Source organism: Pseudomonas sp. MPB26 (assembly GCF_046605355.1).
GTDB classification, from domain to species: domain Bacteria; phylum Pseudomonadota; class Gammaproteobacteria; order Pseudomonadales; family Pseudomonadaceae; genus Aquipseudomonas; species Aquipseudomonas cedrina.
Window position 1 is genome coordinate 5,466,544 of sequence record NZ_CP176793.1, and the last position, 20,171, is coordinate 5,486,714.

The window sequence follows — 20,171 nt, forward strand, 5'->3', positions numbered from 1 at the left end:
GGAGAGCGGTGGTATCAATACCCTCACCTGCATCTTCGGCTGCTTAGCGCTGTTGACCAGACGTCCTGATCGCATCGCAGGCAATGCGCACCTTGTTCTTCCTGAAGATGCACAGTGAAACCGCAATTCACGCAGCAATAGAGCGCAGAAGTCGGTGCTGTCTTGAACTCTGGACGGTGCTCCACCGGGAGGACGGATAACCCAGGCCGTAGATCTTCCTGGTCATAGAAATAAAGGCTGATATCGCCGTCAGTCTCCACTAGCCCCAACCTCACCTGGCCCAGGTGTTCAACGCCTTGTTGCCGTAACTCCATCAGCAGTTCGCTCGATGAAATATTCAGTTTGTCCAGCGATTTGAGCTCGTATTGGCCCTCGCTGATAACAGTCACAGGCAAACCATCTATCCAGGCTTCAAATGTCTTGCTCTTCGTCATGATCAGCACGGTAGTGCGATAAAGGAGCAGGAGCGTTAGAAAAACCATGGCGACCGGCAACAGCGGAACGTCGTGGTAGAAAGACACGTCCCCGGCAGCGGAGCCCAGCGTCAGAATAACGACTAGCTCAAAGAGTGATAGCTGTCTTATGCCACGCCTACCGCTTGACTTTAAGAATAGAAAAACAGCAAAAAAGGCAAAGGTTGCTCGCAAGCCAACCTCTAACAAAAACGACAGAGGGAATTCATCTATCAACATCCGCTGGAGATCGAAGGGGGACATCATTGCCTCTGTGAATTTAGAACAATCGGCCTGAAAGAACGCCTGACTGCGTGAACCAGAATGGTTGCCAGTGCTTCAGCGTTGACCAAGACGTCCGGGTCGTCCTTGACGATGGCTTCAGCAGGCATACTTGCTACGTTAGCATCGTTCGGGTCTTGAACGAGGTTCAAGCCACCCGCCGTCCCAATGGCAATCGCTCCGTGCGCTCCATCAGCCCCATTGCCGGACAGGATCACGCTGATCACTCGGGGGCCGAAGACTTCAGCAGCGGTCTGAAACAGACGGTCGACTGCTGGCCTGCTGAAATTCACTTTCGGCCCGTCACTTAAAAAAACCAGGCCAGAAGCCGAAACCTCGAGGTGTTTGTCGGGCGGAGCCAGGTAGACACGGCCAGGCAGGATAGCGTCGCCATGTTCGCCATAAGCTACCGGCATGAATGAGGATTGTTGAAGAATGGTCGCCATCATTTTTGGGCTTGAAGAGTGAGTATGCAAAACGATCAAAATTGCCGCAGGGAATTGCGCTGGCAGACCACGGAGTATTTCTTTCAATGGTTCAATACTTCCCTCTGACCCGCCGATAACAATGATGTCTCTGTATTGGACACTAGTGTCTGACATCATTTTCTCTCCTGCTTGAGGGCTTTTCGGTCGTCTTGGTACCTAGCGCGGCGATCAAGAAAGGGGCCGGTTGATTCCATGCCACCGAGTTTAGCGATTCAGCCTGGGACGTCTACAGTGCGCGCTCAATTAAAGCGCTGGAATGAACGATGGGCATGCCTTGCCAGGCGTTCAGCGTTCTTGCGGCGGATCGTATTGCGGCTTATATGGAATATTGCCTTATTGCTATACACCCTAAAGGCGCATATAACTGAGGGGCAGTACATATTTTTTCAGGGTTTTATCCATATGCTTAGCCAGGCCGAAAAACGCGTTAGAACAAAGTTTGTGAAATATGCTCGCAGAGAGTCGCACACTATAGCCCTTGGGCAGGGAGCGTATGCGAAGCAACATCTTAATTTGGTGACGATGATTCTTAGCATGACAAAAAACGGTATTTTCACACTCGGCCAGCAAGCAGGCTTAGTCTTGAGAGCCAACGATTCACTCTATAAAGGAGCAAACCTTTTAACTCATTTCCTGGTTTAGGTTCGGCAGCATTCTTCCTTGACCAACAGATCCAAGTTGCAATCAGCGCTCATTTGCCTATCCGGGGCGTCACGCCGCAATCATCAACGAACGACAGCTGGACAGGAGAGAGAGGCGGGCGCCTTGTCTGTTTTCCAGATCGGACCTCCCGTCACAATCAGTAAGTTGACATCGTCCAACCGAATCGCCTCGATGGCCAGGTTGGGGCTAATGGCCATGCCTGCAGATCTGCGGTTGCGTTTGCGCCCCGGTGGGCGAGTCCCCGTTGGCGACAGAACTGCAGGGGTCAGATAGTGGGCTAGTGGGCAAATAATTACGCAAGTATTATCCTTTGAAATAGACTGGCCTAACGTTAATCAGACTGGGTGTATCAGGATGACATCTTCGACAGGTTGGTCAGCATTGCTCCTCGGGAAAAATGGATTGCGCTCCGCGGCATTGGCAGGAGGCGTTGCGCTTCACGCGATCAATGTCTACTTGGTGACGACGATTCTGCCTTCAGTGGTCGCCGACATCGGCGGCCTCGACTATTACGCCTGGAACACCACCTTGTTCGTGGTGGCCTCGATCATCGGCTCGGTGCTGTCGACCAAATGCCTGGCAGGATTGGGCCCCAGGGCTGCCTATGTCTGGGCAGGAGTGATCTTCGCCATCGGCTGCGCGGTGTGCAGCCTGTCGCCGAACATGGCGGTCATGATTCTCGGCCGGACGATTCAAGGGCTGGGTGGGGGGTTATTGTTCGCGCTGCCATACGCCATGATCCGCCTGGTATTTGCCGAGCCATTGTGGCCGCGGGCGATGGCATTGATCTCTGGCATGTGGGGAGCGGCAACGCTGATCGGGCCGGCGGTGGGCGGCATTTTCGCGGAGTACGACGCTTGGCGCGCAGCCTTTTTTGCGCTCATTCCGGTCACTGCGTTGTTCATGTTGTTGGCCTGGTCGCTGCTACCGAAGAAAAGCGTCGAGGCACCTCGACATGTCGGAGTTCCGATGGCGCAGCTGGTGCTGTTGAGTGGCGTGGTGCTGGCGATTTCGGTAGGCAGTATCAAACCGGATGCGCTGTATAGCGTCCTGGGCCTGGCGGTCGGTCTGTTGCTTCTGTATTTCGTCTACCAAGTGGAAGTGCGTGCGACCTTGCGGTTGTTGCCCAAGGGCGCGATGACGGCCCGCAATGCATTGCTGCCGTTGTATTTCTCCATGAGCTTGATGGTGATAGGCATGACCAGCGAAGTCTTCGTGCCGTATTTTCTGCAAATACTGCACCTTCAGACACCGCTGCTGGCCGGTTACATCAGCGCGCTAATGGCGGCAGGCTGGACGTTGGGCGCGCTGTACAGTTCTGGGTTGAAGCCCGATTCAGCGACCCGCGCGATTGGCATCGCACCGTTCTGCATTGTCGCAGGGCTAATCGTGGCGTTTATCTTCGTGCCGCGCTCGGGGCCTTCGACCATCAACGTGGCAGGTGTGTGTGTCGGGATGCTGGTGATTGGCCTCGGGATTGGCCTGGCGTGGCCGCATTTGCTGACTCGCGTACTGGAGAGCGTGTCCGAGGATGAAAAGGAATTGGCGGGTGCGTCGATCACCACTGTCCAATTGATCGCCACGGCCATCGGCGCGGCATTGGCCGGCATGATCGTAAACCTGAGCGGGTTCTCTTCGCCCGGTGGGGTTGCCGGCGCGTCCAGTGCTGCGGCCTGGCTCTTTGGTGTATACGCCGCGCTGTCGGTGCTGCTCTTTGTCACGGTCGGGCCGGTCATTCGAAGCAAGACCGAGCAACCGACGTTTGGCCCGGCTTGACGGTGCTTCGCGCAGAGATCGACTGAATAATCAACGATGAGGCCTCGACGCTACTGACACTTTCGCATTGGCCTTCCAACCACACACCATGTATTATCCAAGCAATGTCTTGTGTATATACCTGAGGCTGGATTTCCCTTTCGGCAAATACGGAGGTTTGAATGACTGTGGAGGCATGGTTACTAGGTCACTCGATGTCAGTGTTCCTGGGCGTACAGGCCGTTGGCGTGAGCCTGTGGCTGAGCATCGCGGTGCTTAACAACTGGCAAGCGTTTCGCAGCTCGGTAGGCGCGGTGGGCGCGACCATGGCCATGGAGCCGTTGCGCCAGACTCCTGCCATCGACATTCCCTTGTTGGTGCGGGCCGTACGCTCACCCCGTTTGCACCAACTGGCCCTGCTGATAGTGCTGGCCCTGCAATTGGTTGCTGCTCTGGCGGCCTGGACCGGCAGCTACCAGTTGATCCTCGGCGACGGCCTGTTGTCGGCACGGCCCTGGCTCAACCTCGCCCTCAGCGCGTTTTCGGCGTTTGTCTTCGCCATGCTGCTGGGGGGCTTATGGTTCGGCTACTGGATTCGCCAAGAGGGTTTGCAGTTGACTCACCTGGTGCTGTCGATCTGGGCGGTGTTGGCCTTCTTCCTGTTCAACCACAGCTGGCTGTGAACCGCGCGTAACACTCTCATCGTGATAAGGACGTCCATGAACAAGAAGAAGATAACCAGCCTGGTGTTGATTCCGGTGGCGGTCATTGCGGTGGTGATGATGTCGCGCGCGCCATCCCAGGCCCAGCCTGCCGATGCCCCGGCCGGCGCGTTGACCAAGGTCGCGCTGGGGGTGGTGCAATTACGCCCGGCCAATGTGTATTTCGCCGGCGTCGGTGAGCTGGAAGCGGCTTCCCAGGTGCAGGTTTCCGCCGAGGTCGGCGGGCGGGTCACCTTGATCAACTTCGAGTCGGGCCGCCAGGTCAAGGCTGGCGAGGTGCTGGTCAAACTCAACGATGGTCCGGAGCAGGCCGAGCAGCTGCGGCTGCAGGCCCAGGTGCGCAATGCCGGGATCATTCGCAAGCGGGTGACCGGCCTGGTCAGGGAAAACGCTGCGACCCAGGAACAGCTCGACAACGCCCGGGCCGCCCATGACATGGCTCAGGGCGAGTTGAAAAAAGTCCAGGAACTGATTGCCCAGAAGACTATCCGCGCACCCTTCGCCGGAGTGCTCGGCATTCGCCAGGTCAACGAAGGGCAGTACCTCAATGTCGGCGACCGCATCGTAAGTCTGGTCAACACCCAGGTCCTCTATGTCAATTTTTCCCTGGAGGAGCAGCTCAGCCGCCGCCTGGCCGTCGGGCAAACCGTGGGCGTGCTGATCGACGCCTACCCTGACCGGGTGTTCAAGGCGTGGATCAGTGCCGTTGACCCGATGATCGGCCGCTCGCGTACGGTGCAGGTACAGGCCACCCTGGACAGATCGGAGGCCACCCTCAAGCCTGGCATGTACGCCAGTGTCAAAGTGGCCGATACCGAAGTGGCCGATGTCCTGACCGTGCCGGAAACGGCGGTGGCCTACACCGCCTATGGCGATACCGTTTTTCTCGCCCGCCCGGATAAGGGGGCCGCGCTGGTGGTCAAGCGGGTGGCGGTGAAAATCGGCCAGCGCCAGGACGGTTGGGTCCAGATCCAGGAAGGCCTGCAAGAGGGTGACCAGGTGGTGACCTCCGGGCAACTCAAGCTCAGTGACGGCATGGCGGTGCAGCCGACCGATGACACCCTGGTCCTGCCTGCGTCCAAACCGCCTGTGACGGGCATCTGATTCTTCGTCCAGAGAACGCTCATGACTTTCACCGATATTTTCGTTCGGCGGCCGGTGCTTGCGCTCGTCGTCAGTATTCTGATCCTGCTGCTGGGGGTCATGTCCTTGCTGCAGTTGCCGATTCGCCAGTACCCGATGCTGGAAAGCTCCACCATCACCGTGACCACTGAATACCCCGGCGCTTCGTCAGACCTGATGCAGGGCTTCGTCACGCAACCGATTGCCCAGGCGGTGTCGTCGGTGGAGGGCGTGGATTACCTGTCGAGTTCGTCGGTGCAGGGGCGCAGCGTGGTCACGGTGCGCATGGAGCTCAACCGTGACTCGACCCAGGCGCTCACGGAAGTCATGGCCAAGGTCAACCAGGTGCGTTTCCGGCTGCCGGAGCAGGCTTATGACCCGGTGATCGAGCGCTCGTCCGGCGAGTCGACGGCGGTGGCCTATATCGGGTTCTCCAGCCCGACCCTGTCGACCCCGGCCTTGACCGATTACCTGGCACGGGTGGTGGAGCCGGTGATGAGCACCATCGAGGGCGTGGCCAAGGTCCAGGTGTTCGGCGGGCAAACCCTGGCGATGCGCCTGTGGATCGACCCCGCACGGCTGGCCGCTCGCGGCCTGACCGCCGCCGATGTGGCCGACGCGGTGCGCCGCAACAACTACCAGGCGGCGCCGGGCAAGGTCAAAGGCCTGTTTGTGGTCGCCAACCTGCGGGTCAATACCGACCTGACCAACGTCAATGAATTTCGCGATTTGGTGCTGCGCAACGATGGCAACGGCCTGGTGCGCCTGAAGGATGTCGGCACCGTGGAGCTGGGCGCGGCGTCCAGCGAAACCAGCGCCACCATGGACGGCGTTTCGGCCGTGCACCTGGGATTGTTCCCGACACCCGGCGGCAACCCGCTGGTGATCGTCGACGGTATCAAGAAGCTCCTGCCGGACGTGCGCAAGACCCTGCCGCCGGACGTCAAGGCCGAGCTGGCGTTTGAAACCGCGCGCTTTATCCAGACCTCCATCGACGAAGTGATGAAGACCCTGCTCGAGGCCTTGCTGATCGTGGTGATTGTCATCTACCTGTGCCTGGGGTCGTTGCGCACGGTACTGATTCCGGTGGTGACCATCCCCTTGTCGATGCTGGGCGCCGCGGCGCTGATGCTGGCGTTCGGTTTCAGTCTCAACCTGTTGACGCTGTTGGCGATGGTGCTGGCCGTGGGGCTGGTGGTGGACGATGCGATTGTGGTGGTGGAAAACGTGCACCGGCATATAGAGGAGGGCAAGACCCCGGTGGCGGCCGCTCTGGTCGGTGCGCGTGAAGTGGCGGGCCCGGTGATCGCCATGACCATTACCCTGGCGGCGGTGTATGCGCCTATCGGCATGATGGGCGGCCTCACGGGGGCGTTGTTTCGTGAGTTCGCCCTGACCCTGGCCGGCGCGGTGATCGTGTCCGGCGTGGTGGCGCTGACGTTGTCGCCGGTCATGAGTTCGTTCCTGCTGCAGTCCAAGCAATCGGAAGGGCGCATGGCACACCTGGCCAACCGCGTCTTTGACGGTCTGGCATTGCGTTATGCCAAGGTGCTGGACCTGTCGCTGCGGCATCGCTGGCTCAGCGGGCTGTTTGCCTTGCTGGTGATGATCAGCCTGCCGTGGTTGTACCAGTTGCCGCAGCGGGAGCTGGCGCCCACCGAGGACCAGGCGGGGCTGCTCACTGCGATCAAGGCGCCGCAACATGCCAACCTGGAATACGTCGAGCGCTTTTCCGCCAAGCTGAATGAGGTCTACGGGCGGCTGCCGGAAACCGTCAGCACCTGGATCATTAATGGCAGCGACGGCATCGCCTCGAGCATTGGCGGCATCAACCTGACGCTGTGGGGCGAGCGCGAGCGCACCGCCGCGCAGATCCAGGTCGACCTGCAAGCGGCCACCAACGACGTGGAAGGCACCAGCATCTTTGCCTTCCAACTGCCGGCCTTGCCGGGCTCCACCGGTGGCCTGCCGGTGCAACTGGTGCTGCGCAGCTCCCAGGATTACCGCGTGCTGTACGAAACCATGGAGCAGATCAAGCAGAAGGCCCGCGACAGTGGATTGTTCGCCGTGGTCGACAGTGACCTGGACTACAACAACCCGGTGGTACAGGTGCGGGTGGACCGGGCCAAGGCCAACAGCCTGGGGATCCGCATGCGGGACATCGGCGAATCGTTGGCGGTGCTGGTGGGGGAAAACTACCTCAACCGCTTTGGCCTGGAGGGCCGTTCCTATGATGTGATTGCCCAGAGCCCGGGCAGTGAGCGACTGACGCCCGAAGCCCTGACCCGCCAGTATGTGCGCACGGAAGACGGCACACTGATTCCGCTGTCGACGGTGATCCAGGTGTCCGAGCACGTCGAACCCAACAAGCTGACCCAGTTCAACCAGCAGAACGCCGCGACCTTCCAGGGGGTGCCGGCGGCCGGGATCACTCTGGGCGACGCCGTGGCGTTCCTGGAAGGCGTCACCGCCGAGCTGCCCGTGGGGTTCAGCTACGACTGGCAATCCGATGCGCGGCAATACACCCAGGAAGGCAATGCGCTGCTGCTGGCTTTCCTGGCGGCGGTGATCGTGATCTACCTGGTACTCGCGGCGCAGTACGAAAGCCTGATGGACCCGCTGATCATCCTGATCACCGTGCCGCTGTCCATCAGCGGCGCGCTGATTCCCCTGGCGCTGGGCTACGCCACGATCAATATCTACACCCAGATTGGCCTGGTGACCCTGATCGGGCTGATCAGCAAGCACGGCATCCTGATGGTCGAGTTCGCCAACGCCCTGCAGGCCCAGGAACACCTCGACCGTTGCGAGGCGATACGCAAGGCCGCGCAGATTCGTTTACGGCCGATCCTGATGACGACGGCGGCCATGGTGGTCGGCCTGATACCGTTGCTGTTCGCCTCGGGGGCCGGGGCCAACAGCCGCTACGGTCTGGGGGTGGTGATTGTATCGGGCATGCTGATCGGTACCTGCTTCACCCTGTTCGTGCTGCCGACGGTCTACACCCTGCTGGCCCGCAAGCATTCAGTGGCGGCCTCGACCCCACGGGCCCAGTCCCTGGCGCAAACCCTGAGGAGCAAACCATGAAGCCCGGCAAAACTGTCACCACCGTGCTGGCGCTGACGCTGCTCAACGGCTGCATGGTCGGGCCGCATTACGAAAAGCCCACGACCCCACCGATCAGCCTGGTCACTGCACAAAAGGCCTTGTTCGCCCAACAGGCGCCGGTGCAGGCCCAGTGGTGGTCGTTTTTTGACGACGCCGAACTCGATCGCCTGATCGACACGGCGCTGGCGCATAACCATGACATCCGTCAGGCACAGGCCAACTTGCTGGCTTCCCGCGCGGTGTTTGATGATCGCCGGCTCGACCAGTATCCCGGCGTCACTGCCCGTACCGCCTATGGCCGCAGCCTGGAGCAGCAGTTGCCGTTCGACGGTGGGCCACCCGAGCGGATGCTGTCACAGACCTATCGCGCCGGCTTTGATGTGCAATGGGAGATTGATGTGTTCGGGCGGTTGCAGCGCCTGACGGCCTCGGCCATGGCGCGCTCGCAGTCGGCCCAGGCGGACCTGGCGCTGATGCAGTTGAGCATCGCTGCCGACGTGGCGCGTTATTACTACGAGCAGCAAGGCTTGAGCCGCAGTCTGGAGGTGGCCCAGGCCCAGGTCAGTGCCTGGCGCGAAACGCTCACGCTGACCAGCGCTCAGGTGCGCGCCGGCAGCGGCCAATTCGAGGATCAGCAAAACGCCCATGCCAACCTGCTGCTCAGTGAGGCGGCGATTCCACCGTTGTTGACACGGATCCAGGAAACCGGTTATCGAGTGGACGTTTTGACCGGCCAACCACCGCGTCAACAGCAGGCCTTGACCAAGGCGCATTTCCTTGCGCCCCTGGCCCGGCAACTGCCCTTGGGCGATGTCGACCAATTGATCCGCAATCGTCCGGATGTAGTCAGCGCCGAACGCCTGCTGGCTGCCAGCACCGAAGACGTCGGCGTCGCCACGGCCGACTTGTACCCACGCCTGAACCTGGGCGGTTTCATTGGCTTCTTCGCCCTGCGCGGCGGCGACCTGGGCAGCGCATCGCGGGCTTATGAGCTGGCGCCGTCGGTGGGCTGGCCGGCGCTTCGCCTGGGCAACGTGCGCGCACGCCTGCGCGGTTCCCAGGCCCAGGCCGAAGGTGCCCTGGCGCGCTATCAACAGTCGCTGCTCAAGGCCCAGGAAGATGTGGAAAATGCACTGATGCGCCTGGCGCAGGACCAGACCCGCCTGGGCGCGTTGCTGGCGTCCGCCACACATGCCGAGCACGCGATCGACATCGCCAGCAAACGCTACCGCAGCGGTTCGGGCACCTACATGGCGGTGCTGGAAAACCAGCGCGCGTTTTTCCTGATCAAGAAGGACGTGGCCGACGCCGAGACAGCGTCCTACCTCAACGCCATCGCGCTATACAAGGCGCTGGGCTGGGGCAGTGGCGGTGCGGCTCAGGCTCAATCAGCGGACAAACCATTGGCCAGCAATTGAGCCTTGAGGTCGGGCCGGTAGTTGCGTGCGTACGTGCGGCCCACGGTGCTTGACCAGGACTGGCCGTCCGCACGGCCAATGATCTGCCAATGGCGCATCAGGTGCTGGTCATACGCACTGATCGCCGGTGCCAGCGCGGCGCGGTTGTAGCGCTCGTCGTGACGGAAGGCCTCGATGCCCATGCGCGGTTTCTGCGCCGCCGGCTCGTGCACATGGCCCAGGGCCAGGCCGCACAGGGCGAAGGTCTGCTCGGGCAGCCCGAGCAGTTCGATCATCGCCTCGGCGTTGGCACGAATGCCGCCCACCGGCACCACGCCCAACCCCAATGAACGCGCGGCGATCATCAGGGTGCTGAGGATAATGCCGCCATCGGTGCTGGCGGCGATCAGCCCTTCCAAGTGCCGCTGGATCTGCTGTTGCTGGCCATTGAGCCCGGCACCGACGGCGGTCTTGTGGAAGTCCACCACCAGCGTGATAAACACCGGCGCCGACACGATCCAGGGTTGGCCGCCCGCGACCGCCGCAATGCGCTGGCGGGTGTTCGCATCGCGCACGACCACCACGGAAATATGCTGGGCATTGAATGACGTCGGTGCCAGGTGGCCGGCCCGCAAGATGGCATCCAGGTGTTCGTCGCTGACGGGCGTGGATTGGAAGCTGCGGTCGCTGCGGTGGCTGGCGAGCAAGTCGATGGTCGGGGTCATGGCCTTATTCCTTTAGGGCGGTTGGAGTGGGGGCGGTCAGGCGCGCGGTTGGATGTTATAGACGCAACGCCGGTCGCCGGAGATCAGGTGTTCGCAACGTTCGACAAGCGTGTCTTCGCCCATGGCTGCACGAAATATCTGCAACTCCGAGCGGCAGAAACCCTGGCATTTGCGCGCGGCGGCACAGATCGGGCAATGGTTTTCGATCAGCAGCCAACCTTCACCCGCGGGTTCCATATGCGCCATATAGCCGGCGAGTTCGCGGATGCGCACCAGGATGGCGACTTTCTCTTCCAGGGACGAGGCTTGCGAACACGCCTGAACGTACTCCTGGCGATTGGTCGCTTCCATGCTGGTGATGATTTTCTCGATGCCGTCACTGCCGAAAACCCCCTCGATGGATTCGATCAGGTGCAGGGTCAGCACGCTGTGGGAATCGGGGAATTTGTTGTGAGCAGTGTCCGTCAGAGCCCACTTCAACGAAGGGCGGCCGGCCCCGGAAGTGGGTGCAGAAACGCCGAGGATCAACTCCGATGCCTGCAACTTCTGGATTTGTTGCCGGGCTGCCTCAAACGTGAGTTCCAGCAGGGAAGCCAGTTCGGTGGTTTTCAACGGGCCACGGGTCTTGAGCAAAAACAGGATGCGTTCAGCGGTGGATGGCTGGGTATCGTCGGCAGGTTTGGAGGTCATAAATCGCGTGTAACCATGAGGAGTGAGGGCATCACTGGAGTTCGTCGACCTTTGGCGCCATCCATTGCGTAAGGGGTATTGGACATGAGCATAGTCATTTTTGCCGCTCAGGAAAATAACAAATAAAAGTAATTAATAATAAATTATAAAGAACAAATAATTATAAAAGGTTTGCCTTGCTTTTGTAGGACTTACGACTAGGATCGTAGCTAGCTTTTTGGAAGCTGCTCGTAAACATTCATTTGCACACGACTCCGGACCGTTAGAAAACACGCTACGTCCAAAGCACTGATCGCTTGCCGACGCCGGTGAACACAAAACCTCCAAGGAAGAGAATCTGTATGAATGCGCAAAAGCCTACGACCATCTATGAGCACGCTGATGAAGTAACCGCTCTGTCCAGCGTGGTCGACCTGGTCAAACTCTCCGACCAGTATCGACAATCCGCCATCCTTCATTTCGCTGTAGCGCAGCACCTCTTCGATCAAACCACCCGCCCGGCTACCGCCGACGCAATCAGCCAGCAATTGGGCTGGGTGTCCAACAAGGCCAAGATCTTTCTCAATGGCCTGGTTGCCCTGGGCCTGTTGAAAAAATTCGCCGACACCTATACCAACCTGCCCTTGGCCGAGCGTTTCCTGGTCAGCCGCAGCGCCGAGTTCATCGGCCCGATCATTGCTCACCAGCGCTTGCAGTGGCAGAACTGGCCGCGCCTCGGGGAAATCCTGAGCAGCGCCAAGTCCATGGATTTCCAGCAAGAGAATCGCTTCAAGCACGACATTGCTGCGCGTGATGCCTTCAACGATGCGATGGTGCGTTTCAGTCAGCCCATGGTCGATGTGCTCAAGGAATTGCCAGTGTTCGATACGGCCAGCAAGGTCATCGACCTGGCCGGTGGCCACGGCACCTACATCGCTGAAATCGCTCGGCGCCACCCCCAGGTCCAGGGTGAAATCTGGGACCTGGCCGCTACGCGCCAGTCTGCCGAAAGCACCATCGAGAAGTACCAGTTGGCGGGGCGACTGACGTTCAAGGAACGTAACCTGCTGGACCTGGCCCGTTACGAAGGTGAAAGCGCCGACGTAATCATGGTCAATGACTGCCTGCATTATTTTAACCGCGAAGAAACCAGCACGCTGATCCGCTCGGCTGCACAGTTGGTCAACGACGGCGGTTCGCTGCTGGTGCTGAGCATGACCTTGGAAGACGACGAAATTCATCCGGCGCTGTCGGCGGATTTCTCCTTGCACATGATGGTCAACACGGTGCACGGCGAACTGCATCCCACCCGATGGATTGCCGAGCAGATGGTCTCCCAGGGCTTTGAGGTGGTCCAGGAGCCTATCGGACGCTACAGCCTGTTGGTGGGTCGCCGTAACGAGGGGAGGGTCGCCTGATGCTGCGCTTTATTACCTTGTACAGCCCCAACACGGCGACACGTCTGAACGGGGTTCTCGAACCGTTGAACACCTGCGCGAAAGCGGCCGGTTTTGAAGTGTGCGCGGCCGTGGAGGGCGCGCAGTTACCGCAGGCCGACGGGTTTATCCTGCTGGTGTCAGCGGCAGACAGCCTCGACACCCTGAATACTCGGCTCGCGCAATTGGCGGATGATTATCACAACAAGGCCGTCGGCGTCGTGCGCCTTACCGAAGGCCGCGCCGGGCAAGCTGCCGGCGATCCGCTGAGCGCGACATTGCTGCAACACGCGGCCTGTTTCATTTACCCCCATGGCCTGGCGATCACTGACGCAGGCGTATCCCCGGAGACGGTAAAAAACTGGCTGGCCGGTTTTTCCAAATTCGCCGCCGCGATCAAAATGTGGCGCTCCCTGGAAGGCGTATCCATCGAGGCTGCCGCGCTGGAATCCCAGCGTCCGCAACTCACCCATATCAACATCCTCACCCGTAACCTGGAAGCCTCCCAGGCGTTCTATCGCGACATCTTCGGCGCCCACTATTGCTACAACCTGGGGCCGCGCAAAGTGGTGATGGAGTTGAACGGGTTCGACTTCTTCATCGAACACAATCCCGACTTTGTCTACCCGCCGGGCTACCACATCGGCATTCGTGCGCTGCCGGACGACGTCAAGCGCATCGCCGACAAGGTGGCTGCCGACGACAACATCACCCTGGTCAAGGGCAATGGCCCTGCGCCGGGTTATCACCGCGGCCCGGACAACGTTCGCACGGCGGTGTATTTCGAAGACCCCGATGGCTTGGTGGTTGAGGTGTATTCCACCGAAGTCGAGATGATCGAGACCAATCGAAGGTTGCTGCTCGACCGACTCTGATACCTGACTGACCCACACACGCCGAGCGGTTTCGCGCTCGGTCGGGGACGTGTTCGCTCGAAAAAAAGGTGTACCTATGACGAATCAATACGGTTGGCATTGGCCGACGCTACCGAGCCCTTTGCCAAAGAACGTGTCTGATCGGGTATTGATGGGCTACCCGCAGGCTTACGTCGAATATGAACTGACCCGGCAAATCGCCGACGCTACCGGACAGTTGATGAGCGCGCCTATCGAGCAACTGCTGCGGGTGGTCGAGTCGCTTGCCGAACCCCTGGTGCGGCGTATCGCCGCCGGTGAAGTGCTGGGTTGCAAGGGCGACCCGCGTATCGACGTCTTCAGCCCAGCCATGTGCGACGTTCCCGCTGCCCAGGTCGAGATCGGCCTGGAGCCGCAGCGCGTCGATGCGGTCATGACCGCCTACGCCGGGCTGGGCCTGGACCGCAGTTGGATCGAGAAGGAAACCCCCAACCATCGGGTCAGCCTGGCGAGCTTTCGCATCGGTCGCTACCCGGTGACCAATAGCGAATACCGCGCCTTCCTGCTGGATACTGGTTATCCGTTCTTGCCTACCGGCTGGGCCTTTGGGCGCTTTCCCCAGCACCAGGCCAACCATCCGGTGTACAGCGTCAGCGACGTCGATGCCGACGCCTATGTCCAATGGCTGAGCCGGCGCACCGGGCGCGCCTTCGCACTGCCCAGCGAGGCGCAGTGGGAATACGCCGCGGCAGGGCCGCAGCGCTCCCAGTTTCCCTGGGGCGAAACATTCAATGTCGAGTACGCCAACACCATTGAGTTGGGGTTGCTCGCGTCGACACCTGTCGGGGTGTTCCTCGAAGGCGCCTCGATGTTTGGCGCGCTGGACATGGCCGGCAACGTGGAAGAGTACGTTGCCGACGATTATCGGGCCTATCCGGGCGGGCCTGAGATCAACGATGACCTGGTGCTGGATGTCGGTCGGCACCGGGTAGCCCGTGGAGGCAGTTTCACCCGCTTCAGGGATCTTGCGCGCAATCAGCGCCGACATGGACGTTATCCAAGACCCATCTATGTCATGGGATTCCGTTTGGTAGAAAACAACGTTGACCAGAACGTCCCACACGCATAGAGGCTTAGTCATGGACACTCCAGTAACGCTCCATACGCAAGTTCCCATCTCCATTCTTGGCGGCTCCGTCAACGCCCACTTCTTCGGGTTCAAGGGCTTTGACAAGAACAATGAACACTTTGCCGTCAAGGCCGGTGAGCCCGATGCCGATGTGCCCCTGGTGCGCGTGCATTCCGAATGCATTACCGGTGATGTATTCGGCTCCCAACGCTGCGATTGCGGCCCGCAGTTACAGGAAGCCTTGAAAGCGCTTGATGCCGAAGGCGGCTACCTGATCTACCTGCGCCAGGAGGGTCGCGGTATCGGCCTGTATTCGAAGTTTGAAACCTACCTGCTGCAAGACGCCGGTATGGACACCTACGAGGCCAACCTGAAGCTCAACCACCCGGAAGACTCGCGCAGTTTCGCCCCGGCGGTCGCCATGCTGCGTGCCCTGGATGTACATCGCTGCCGGCTCCTGACCAACAACCCGGACAAGGTCAAGCAACTGCGCGACGGCGGGATCGACGTGGTCAGTTCAGTGCCGACCGGGGTGTTCCTGACCAAGCAGAACCACAACTACCTGCGATCAAAAGTCAGTAAGTCGAGCCACACCATCAAGCTTTGATTTCATTCCCCAGGAAAAGGACTTTTCCATGAGACACATAGGCCCTATCAGCGGCGTCGCCGCCCATGCTGGTGAGTTCATCGCCACCGCCGGTTACGACAACCAAGTCATTTTGTGGAATGCCCATACCGGGCATTCGATCCACCGTGTCAGCCATGACCACTTAGCCAACCAGTGCGCGTTCAGCGCCGATGGCAAGTACCTGGTGAGTGCCAGCAGTGACTACACCGCCCGCGTTTGGGAAGTGCCGAGCATGCGCCTCAAAGCCGTGCTGTCGGGGCATGACGACGACGTGGAAATGGCGGTGTTCTCACCGGACGGTGCGTCAATCGCGACCTGCTCGCGCGATCATCAACTGCGCCTCTTCGACCTCGACGGCAACCTCAAGGGCACCTGCCGCGGGCATCAGGCCGACGTGATTTCCGTGGTCTGGTCGCCGGATGGCAAGCGCCTGATTTCCAGCAGCGACGACGGCACGGTGCGCCAGTGGGACACCACCACCTTCGAGCAATGCGATGAAGTCGACATCGGCGGCGTCGAAACCGATACCGTCGCCATTACCCGCGCCGGCGTGGTGTTTGCCGGTGACGACGAGGGGCGCATCTCGATCATCCATGGGGGCGATATCCGCTCCATTCCGGCCCACGATGCCGGGATCAAGCGCATCGTCTGGAATGATGAAAAACAGCTGCTGGTCACTTTGAGTTATGACCGCCTGGCGATCCTCTGGCGCTTCGATGGCACCCAGCTGGAGCGCCTGCGCAGCACCAATTTGCCGAGCATCGTCTGGCCACGCAGCTGTGCGTTCGTCGGCAGTGATGCCTTGGTGTTCGCCACCTTCGGCTCGCGCTACGCCACCTGGGATTATGAACACGATCAGTGGGCGGTGGACGGCATCCAGCCGGCGGTGAGCATCAACGCCGTGGTGACCACCGACGGCGGGCAATACAGCATCGGTGACGCGGGCTTGCTGTTTCGCGATAACCAGCCCGTGAGCGGTGTCGGCAGCCTGTGCAACTTCCTGCTGCCGTTCGGCCCGCTGCTGCTGACCGGCGGGCAGATGGGCCAGGTGTTCGATGCCCTCAGCGGGCGCCTGTTGTATCAACATCGCTCGCCGCTCAATTGCGGCACGACGTTCCAGCGCAATGGCCAACTTCATGCACTGATCGGAACCTACACCGGCGAAGGCCTGGTGTTTATCATCGCTGGCGATAACACCCTGGACCTGGTGGCGTCGATCCCGATGCACGACAACGCGATCAAAGGCGTGGCGGCCAACGAGCATCACCTGTTCAGCGTATGCGCCTCGGCCGCCGCCGCCCTGCACACCATCAGCGACTTCAGTTGCGCACGGCATATCGAAAATGCCCACACGCGTATCTCCAACGGTTGCTGCCGGGTCGACGGCGGTTTCGCCAGCATTGGTCGCGACCTGAAGCTGCGCCTGTGGCTGGAGTCCGGTGACGAGGTCTATGACACGCCGCACCGCAATTCCATCAAGTGCATTTGTGCCTCGGCCGACGGGGAAGTGATTGCCACTGCGAACTATAGCGGCACCATCGCGCTGTTCGACTTGCCCAGCCGTTCCTGGCAGCAAGTACAGCGTCCCACGGCCAGTGGCATCTCCTGCATCACCCACAGCACGGCCAGCGATGATTTCCTGGCCAGTTCCTACGATGGACAGATCTACGGGATCGCCACCCGTCGCGCCTCTTGACCCAAGGACTGCCTGATATGAGCAAGCAAGCGCAATTCATGGACGTATCGACGTACCGCCGGGCACTCGACACTTCATTTGTCCACCGCTACAGCCATGGTGAAGATGAGTGGTCCTGGGACATCGGTATGGCCAAGGCCGCCCGGGTTTTCCTCGAGGCACTGGGGCCGACGCCGGACCAGCACATCCTCGACGTGGGCGTTGGCCGTGCACGAGATGCCTCGGAATTTATCCTGGCAGGGCACCGGGTGACCGGCCTGGACATCGTCGAAAATTCCAGCTGGCCGCTGCTGCGCAAACGCTGGGGCGAGCGTCTCAGCCTGGTGTGCAGCGCCCTGCAGGATTGGCAGCCACCGGCCGGGGAGGTGTTTGACGGCGTACTCGACAATGGCTGCTTCCATCACCAGCATCCGGATGAGTGGAGCCGTTACCTGGCCAATATCCGCCAGTACGCGCGCCCTGGCGCGCTGATTGGGCTCAACGTCTTCGGTGTCGACGCGAGCAACCCGGAGCCGGGCTGGCGCGAGATGGATAACCAGCGTCAAGGTTATTTCTTCACCGAACAGGGTGTGCGCGACACCCTGGAAGCGTTTGGTTTCACTTGGCAGGACCTGGTGGTGATCGAGCGTCAGCACGGTGAGGCGGTGTACCTGTTGGCGCTGGTTCGCACATGAGCCTGGCGCTGGCGCGCGACATGCACTTCATGCGGCTCGCCCTGAAACTGGCTGACCGGGGCGCCTTTACCACGGCGCCGAATCCCCGGGTCGGTTGCGTGATCGCCAAGGGCGACCTGCTGCTTGGCCAGGGCTGGCACGAGTGGGCGGGGCAGGCTCACGCCGAAGTCAATGCGTTGCGCGAGGCGGGCGTCGATGCACGGGGCGCCACCGCCTATGTCACCCTGGAGCCGTGCGGCGGTCATGGGCGCACGCCGCCCTGTGCCGACGCGTTGATCAAGGCCGGCGTGGCGCGGGTGGTGATCGCCAGTGTCGACCGCTCTCAGCATGAGCATCATGGTGTTGAGCGGCTTGAGGCGGCGGGGGTGCTGGTCGAACACCTGCCGTGCCCGGAGGCGCGCGAGTTGAACCAGGGGTTTTTCTCGCGTACCGAGCGCAAGCGGCCTTGGTTGCGGATCAAACTGGCCATGAGCCTGGACGGTCGCACGGCCCTGGGTAACGGGCAATCCAAATGGATCACCTCGCCCGAGGCCCGGGACGATGTGCAAGTGTGGCGCGCCCGGGCCTGCGCCGTGCTCACCGGCAGCGGTACGCTGCTGGCAGACAACCCGCGCCTGACGGTGCGCCTGCCCGACCCACACACGGCGTTTTCCGCGCCGCTGCGGGTGGTTCTCGACCAGCACCTCAAGGGCGATGCCAATGCCCATGTGCTGGATGGCGCGGCACCGGCCCTGGTGTTTCATGGGCCCGGCGCACAGCCGTTGCACCCGCCACCTGCGGGTGTGCGTTTCCGGCAGGTCGGGCTGGACGGCGAAGGGCTTGATCTGCGGCAGGTCATGACGGTCCTGGCTGAGGAGGGGTGCAACGAGGTCCAGCTCGAGGCCGGCCCGGTATTGTGTGGCGCCTTTGCGGCGGCAGGCCTGGTGGATGAATGGCTGGTCTACATCGCCCCGATGTTCCTGGGCAGGGATGCACGGCCGTTGCTGGCGCTGGATGGCTTGACCGATCTGGGGCAGGCGCAACAGTTGTCGATCATCGAGCAATGCCTGGTGGGAGCGGACATCCGGGTGCGATTGCGGCCGGTCAGCGCCCTGGCGTGATCGTTCCCACGCGCGTGGAAACGATCACTGCGCGATTATTTGCGGCAGGTCAAACCGATCTGCAGGCTGTTGCGCTCGAACAGTTGCCAGTACCCCGCACCCATGGTAGCGCGGCTGTGTTCACTGATCAGCGGGGCGACCCAGGTGAGCTGGTTGAAACCGGCTACCCGTGCCGCTTCTTCGTACACGCCTTGCTCCCAGCGATAGTAGGTAAACGGTGCGGGGGGCGATGACATGAACTGCGCGTTGCAGCGAAACCCGCCGGCGACCGGGGTTTCATCGAACACCTCAATCCCATAGCGGGTGAAATTGCCTTTTTGCAGTTCGAACGACGGGTTGGCGGTGTAGGCCACCAATTGACCACCGGGCTTCAGGTTGTCGGCCGCCGACTGAAACATCTTGCTCAGTTCGTCGACACTGCTGGCATAGTTGAACAGCCAGGCCGCCGTCACCATGTCGTAGGCGCCGATACGGCCCATCTTCGCCACGTCCCGTACTTCGTAGGCGATACCGTCGTTGGCTTGCCGTGCCTGGTAGATCATGTTTTCGGAAATATCCACGCCATGCACCTTGGCCGCCCCCCAGTCCTTCAACTGGCGACTGAAGAAACCATGGCCACAGGCCAGGTCCAGGATACGCAGGCCCTCGACATTGCCGACCATGCTACGGAAGGTGTCGACCTCGACCTTGCGTTGAGAGGCCCTGGTGGTGAAATCCTCGAACTGTTCACTGATGCGTTCGTACACTTCTTTGGATTCTTTCATCTGCATGCCACTCCTTCGAATATGCGGGCTGGGTGTTGAGCAAGCCTTGACAGTCGTTATGCAAGGTAAGACTTGCGATATTAAGCGCAACCCCTCGCTTTAACAAACGGCTTAGTGGCGGTACTGCTCGATTGGGTCAGCCTGCTGATGGGAGAGAGTTGTGTTGATTATGCGTTTAAGGAGTGTCTGGTATTTGTGGATTATTTCTCCGGCGACGGCTGGAGTGTGGGGCGCGGATTGATTTGCTAATCATCCAAATAGGCTATGAGTTGGTTGGGGCTTATTCCTGACGATGACGAGTGTGCAAGGTTGAGGTCAACTCTACCTATGGTTGAATCACCTGCGAGTGTCGGATGGCTGGCGACCATGCCCTGTGGCTGGCGAGCAAAGCGGTCGCGGACAATAGAGACGGTCTGATTTTTTCGGACCAAGCAGGGCCCAGAGATCCCTACTTGGCATTGAACAAATTTGTACATTTAATTGACGCCACTATATCGCCACTACTAT

The 20,171-nt window shown here is 60.5% G+C and carries 17 protein-coding genes; 12 read left to right on the forward strand and 5 right to left on the reverse strand.

The window, feature by feature from the left end:
* Positions 1-23: 23 nt before the first annotated feature.
* Together ACLH0H_RS24955 and ACLH0H_RS24960 are read right to left on the reverse strand one after the other, a co-directional pair.
* Entirely contained in the window at positions 24-716 is a 693-nt protein-coding gene (locus ACLH0H_RS24955; protein ID WP_411380075.1) for a DUF421 domain-containing protein, read from the reverse strand.
* A complete protein-coding gene (locus tag ACLH0H_RS24960) occupies positions 716-1,339 on the reverse strand; it encodes a chemotaxis protein CheB (protein ID WP_411380076.1) in 624 nt (207 codons plus the stop codon). Before ACLH0H_RS24960 ends, ACLH0H_RS24955 begins: the two co-directional genes overlap by 1 nt.
* 900 nt (positions 1,340-2,239) lie before the next feature.
* Between ACLH0H_RS24960 and ACLH0H_RS24965 the strand changes: the two genes are divergently transcribed.
* From ACLH0H_RS24965 to ACLH0H_RS24985, 5 genes are all read left to right on the forward strand, one after another.
* A complete protein-coding gene (locus tag ACLH0H_RS24965) occupies positions 2,240-3,661 on the forward strand; it encodes an MFS transporter (RefSeq protein WP_411380077.1) in 1,422 nt (473 codons plus the stop codon).
* 161 nt (positions 3,662-3,822) lie between these two features.
* Positions 3,823-4,323 (forward strand): DUF2165 family protein, encoded by a 501-nt coding sequence (locus ACLH0H_RS24970; RefSeq protein ID WP_411380078.1) that lies wholly within the window; start codon positions 3,823-3,825, stop codon positions 4,321-4,323.
* A 36-nt stretch (positions 4,324-4,359) separates the two neighbouring features.
* The gene (locus ACLH0H_RS24975; RefSeq protein WP_411380079.1) at positions 4,360-5,466 is read left to right on the forward strand and encodes an efflux RND transporter periplasmic adaptor subunit; all 1,107 of its coding nucleotides are present in this window, start codon (positions 4,360-4,362) and stop codon (positions 5,464-5,466) included.
* A 21-nt stretch (positions 5,467-5,487) separates the two neighbouring features.
* Positions 5,488-8,571, forward strand: a complete 3,084-nt coding sequence (locus ACLH0H_RS24980) for a MexW/MexI family multidrug efflux RND transporter permease subunit (RefSeq protein WP_411380080.1) — start codon at positions 5,488-5,490, stop codon at positions 8,569-8,571.
* The gene (locus tag ACLH0H_RS24985) at positions 8,568-10,010 is read left to right on the forward strand and encodes an efflux transporter outer membrane subunit (RefSeq protein WP_411380081.1); all 1,443 of its coding nucleotides are present in this window, start codon (positions 8,568-8,570) and stop codon (positions 10,008-10,010) included. The genes ACLH0H_RS24980 and ACLH0H_RS24985 overlap by 4 nt, the downstream gene beginning before the upstream one ends.
* Here ACLH0H_RS24985 and ACLH0H_RS24990 read toward each other — a convergent pair.
* Both ACLH0H_RS24990 and ACLH0H_RS24995 read right to left on the reverse strand, forming a co-directional pair.
* Positions 9,977-10,714, reverse strand: coding sequence for a nitroreductase family protein (locus tag ACLH0H_RS24990; RefSeq protein WP_411380082.1), 738 nt, complete (start codon positions 10,712-10,714; stop codon positions 9,977-9,979). The genes ACLH0H_RS24985 and ACLH0H_RS24990 overlap by 34 nt on opposite strands.
* A gap of 36 nt (positions 10,715-10,750) precedes the next feature.
* Positions 10,751-11,404 (reverse strand): helix-turn-helix transcriptional regulator, encoded by a 654-nt coding sequence (locus ACLH0H_RS24995; RefSeq protein ID WP_411380083.1) that lies wholly within the window; start codon positions 11,402-11,404, stop codon positions 10,751-10,753.
* Between the two features lie 341 nt (positions 11,405-11,745).
* Here ACLH0H_RS24995 and ACLH0H_RS25000 point away from each other — a divergent pair, with 341 nt between their 5' ends.
* The 7 genes from ACLH0H_RS25000 to ribD all read left to right on the forward strand — a co-directional run bounded on the left by ACLH0H_RS25000 (position 11,746) and on the right by ribD (position 18,900).
* Positions 11,746-12,801 carry a methyltransferase gene (locus ACLH0H_RS25000; protein WP_411380084.1) on the forward strand — a complete coding sequence of 352 codons (1,056 nt, stop codon included), beginning with the start codon at positions 11,746-11,748 and terminating at the stop codon, positions 12,799-12,801.
* On the forward strand, positions 12,801-13,694 hold the full coding sequence (locus ACLH0H_RS25005) for a VOC family protein (RefSeq protein ID WP_411380085.1): 894 nt from the start codon (positions 12,801-12,803) through the stop codon (positions 13,692-13,694). Before ACLH0H_RS25000 ends, ACLH0H_RS25005 begins: the two co-directional genes overlap by 1 nt.
* 76 nt (positions 13,695-13,770) lie before the next feature.
* Entirely contained in the window at positions 13,771-14,802 is a 1,032-nt protein-coding gene (locus ACLH0H_RS25010; RefSeq protein ID WP_411380086.1) for a formylglycine-generating enzyme family protein, read from the forward strand.
* Between the two features lie 10 nt (positions 14,803-14,812).
* Positions 14,813-15,409 carry a GTP cyclohydrolase II RibA gene (ribA, locus tag ACLH0H_RS25015; protein ID WP_057722507.1) on the forward strand — a complete coding sequence of 199 codons (597 nt, stop codon included), beginning with the start codon at positions 14,813-14,815 and terminating at the stop codon, positions 15,407-15,409.
* Positions 15,410-15,437: 28 nt separating this feature from the next.
* Positions 15,438-17,126 carry a WD40 repeat domain-containing protein gene (locus tag ACLH0H_RS25020; protein ID WP_411380087.1) on the forward strand — a complete coding sequence of 563 codons (1,689 nt, stop codon included), beginning with the start codon at positions 15,438-15,440 and terminating at the stop codon, positions 17,124-17,126.
* A 17-nt stretch (positions 17,127-17,143) separates the two neighbouring features.
* Positions 17,144-17,800, forward strand: coding sequence for an SAM-dependent methyltransferase (locus ACLH0H_RS25025; protein WP_057722505.1), 657 nt, complete (start codon positions 17,144-17,146; stop codon positions 17,798-17,800).
* Positions 17,797-18,900, forward strand: a complete 1,104-nt coding sequence (gene ribD, locus ACLH0H_RS25030) for a bifunctional diaminohydroxyphosphoribosylaminopyrimidine deaminase/5-amino-6-(5-phosphoribosylamino)uracil reductase RibD (protein ID WP_411380088.1) — start codon at positions 17,797-17,799, stop codon at positions 18,898-18,900. The genes ACLH0H_RS25025 and ribD overlap by 4 nt, the downstream gene beginning before the upstream one ends.
* Positions 18,901-18,935: 35 nt before the next feature.
* Here the strand turns inward: ribD and ACLH0H_RS25035 are convergent, their stop codons facing one another.
* Positions 18,936-19,664 carry a class I SAM-dependent methyltransferase gene (locus ACLH0H_RS25035; RefSeq protein ID WP_411380089.1) on the reverse strand — a complete coding sequence of 243 codons (729 nt, stop codon included), beginning with the start codon at positions 19,662-19,664 and terminating at the stop codon, positions 18,936-18,938.
* Positions 19,665-20,171 lie beyond the last annotated feature (507 nt).

Bases quoted from the DNA above. Each gene is read 5' to 3' on its own strand.
- ACLH0H_RS24955 (WP_411380075.1), bottom strand. From the start codon at position 716: ATGTCCCCCTTCGATCTCCAGCGGATGTTGATAGATGAATTCCCTCTG.
- ACLH0H_RS24960 (WP_411380076.1), bottom strand. From the start codon at position 1,339: ATGATGTCAGACACTAGTGTCCAATACAGAGACATCATTGTTATCGGC.
- ACLH0H_RS24965 (WP_411380077.1), top strand. From the start codon at position 2,240: ATGACATCTTCGACAGGTTGGTCAGCATTGCTCCTCGGGAAAAATGGA.
- ACLH0H_RS24970 (WP_411380078.1), top strand. From the start codon at position 3,823: ATGACTGTGGAGGCATGGTTACTAGGTCACTCGATGTCAGTGTTCCTG.
- ACLH0H_RS24975 (WP_411380079.1), top strand. From the start codon at position 4,360: ATGAACAAGAAGAAGATAACCAGCCTGGTGTTGATTCCGGTGGCGGTC.
- ACLH0H_RS24980 (WP_411380080.1), top strand. From the start codon at position 5,488: ATGACTTTCACCGATATTTTCGTTCGGCGGCCGGTGCTTGCGCTCGTC.
- ACLH0H_RS24985 (WP_411380081.1), top strand. From the start codon at position 8,568: ATGAAGCCCGGCAAAACTGTCACCACCGTGCTGGCGCTGACGCTGCTC.
- ACLH0H_RS24990 (WP_411380082.1), bottom strand. From the start codon at position 10,714: ATGACCCCGACCATCGACTTGCTCGCCAGCCACCGCAGCGACCGCAGC.
- ACLH0H_RS24995 (WP_411380083.1), bottom strand. From the start codon at position 11,404: ATGACCTCCAAACCTGCCGACGATACCCAGCCATCCACCGCTGAACGC.
- ACLH0H_RS25000 (WP_411380084.1), top strand. From the start codon at position 11,746: ATGAATGCGCAAAAGCCTACGACCATCTATGAGCACGCTGATGAAGTA.
- ACLH0H_RS25005 (WP_411380085.1), top strand. From the start codon at position 12,801: ATGCTGCGCTTTATTACCTTGTACAGCCCCAACACGGCGACACGTCTG.
- ACLH0H_RS25010 (WP_411380086.1), top strand. From the start codon at position 13,771: ATGACGAATCAATACGGTTGGCATTGGCCGACGCTACCGAGCCCTTTG.
- ribA (WP_057722507.1), top strand. From the start codon at position 14,813: ATGGACACTCCAGTAACGCTCCATACGCAAGTTCCCATCTCCATTCTT.
- ACLH0H_RS25020 (WP_411380087.1), top strand. From the start codon at position 15,438: ATGAGACACATAGGCCCTATCAGCGGCGTCGCCGCCCATGCTGGTGAG.
- ACLH0H_RS25025 (WP_057722505.1), top strand. From the start codon at position 17,144: ATGAGCAAGCAAGCGCAATTCATGGACGTATCGACGTACCGCCGGGCA.
- ribD (WP_411380088.1), top strand. From the start codon at position 17,797: ATGAGCCTGGCGCTGGCGCGCGACATGCACTTCATGCGGCTCGCCCTG.
- ACLH0H_RS25035 (WP_411380089.1), bottom strand. From the start codon at position 19,664: ATGAAAGAATCCAAAGAAGTGTACGAACGCATCAGTGAACAGTTCGAG.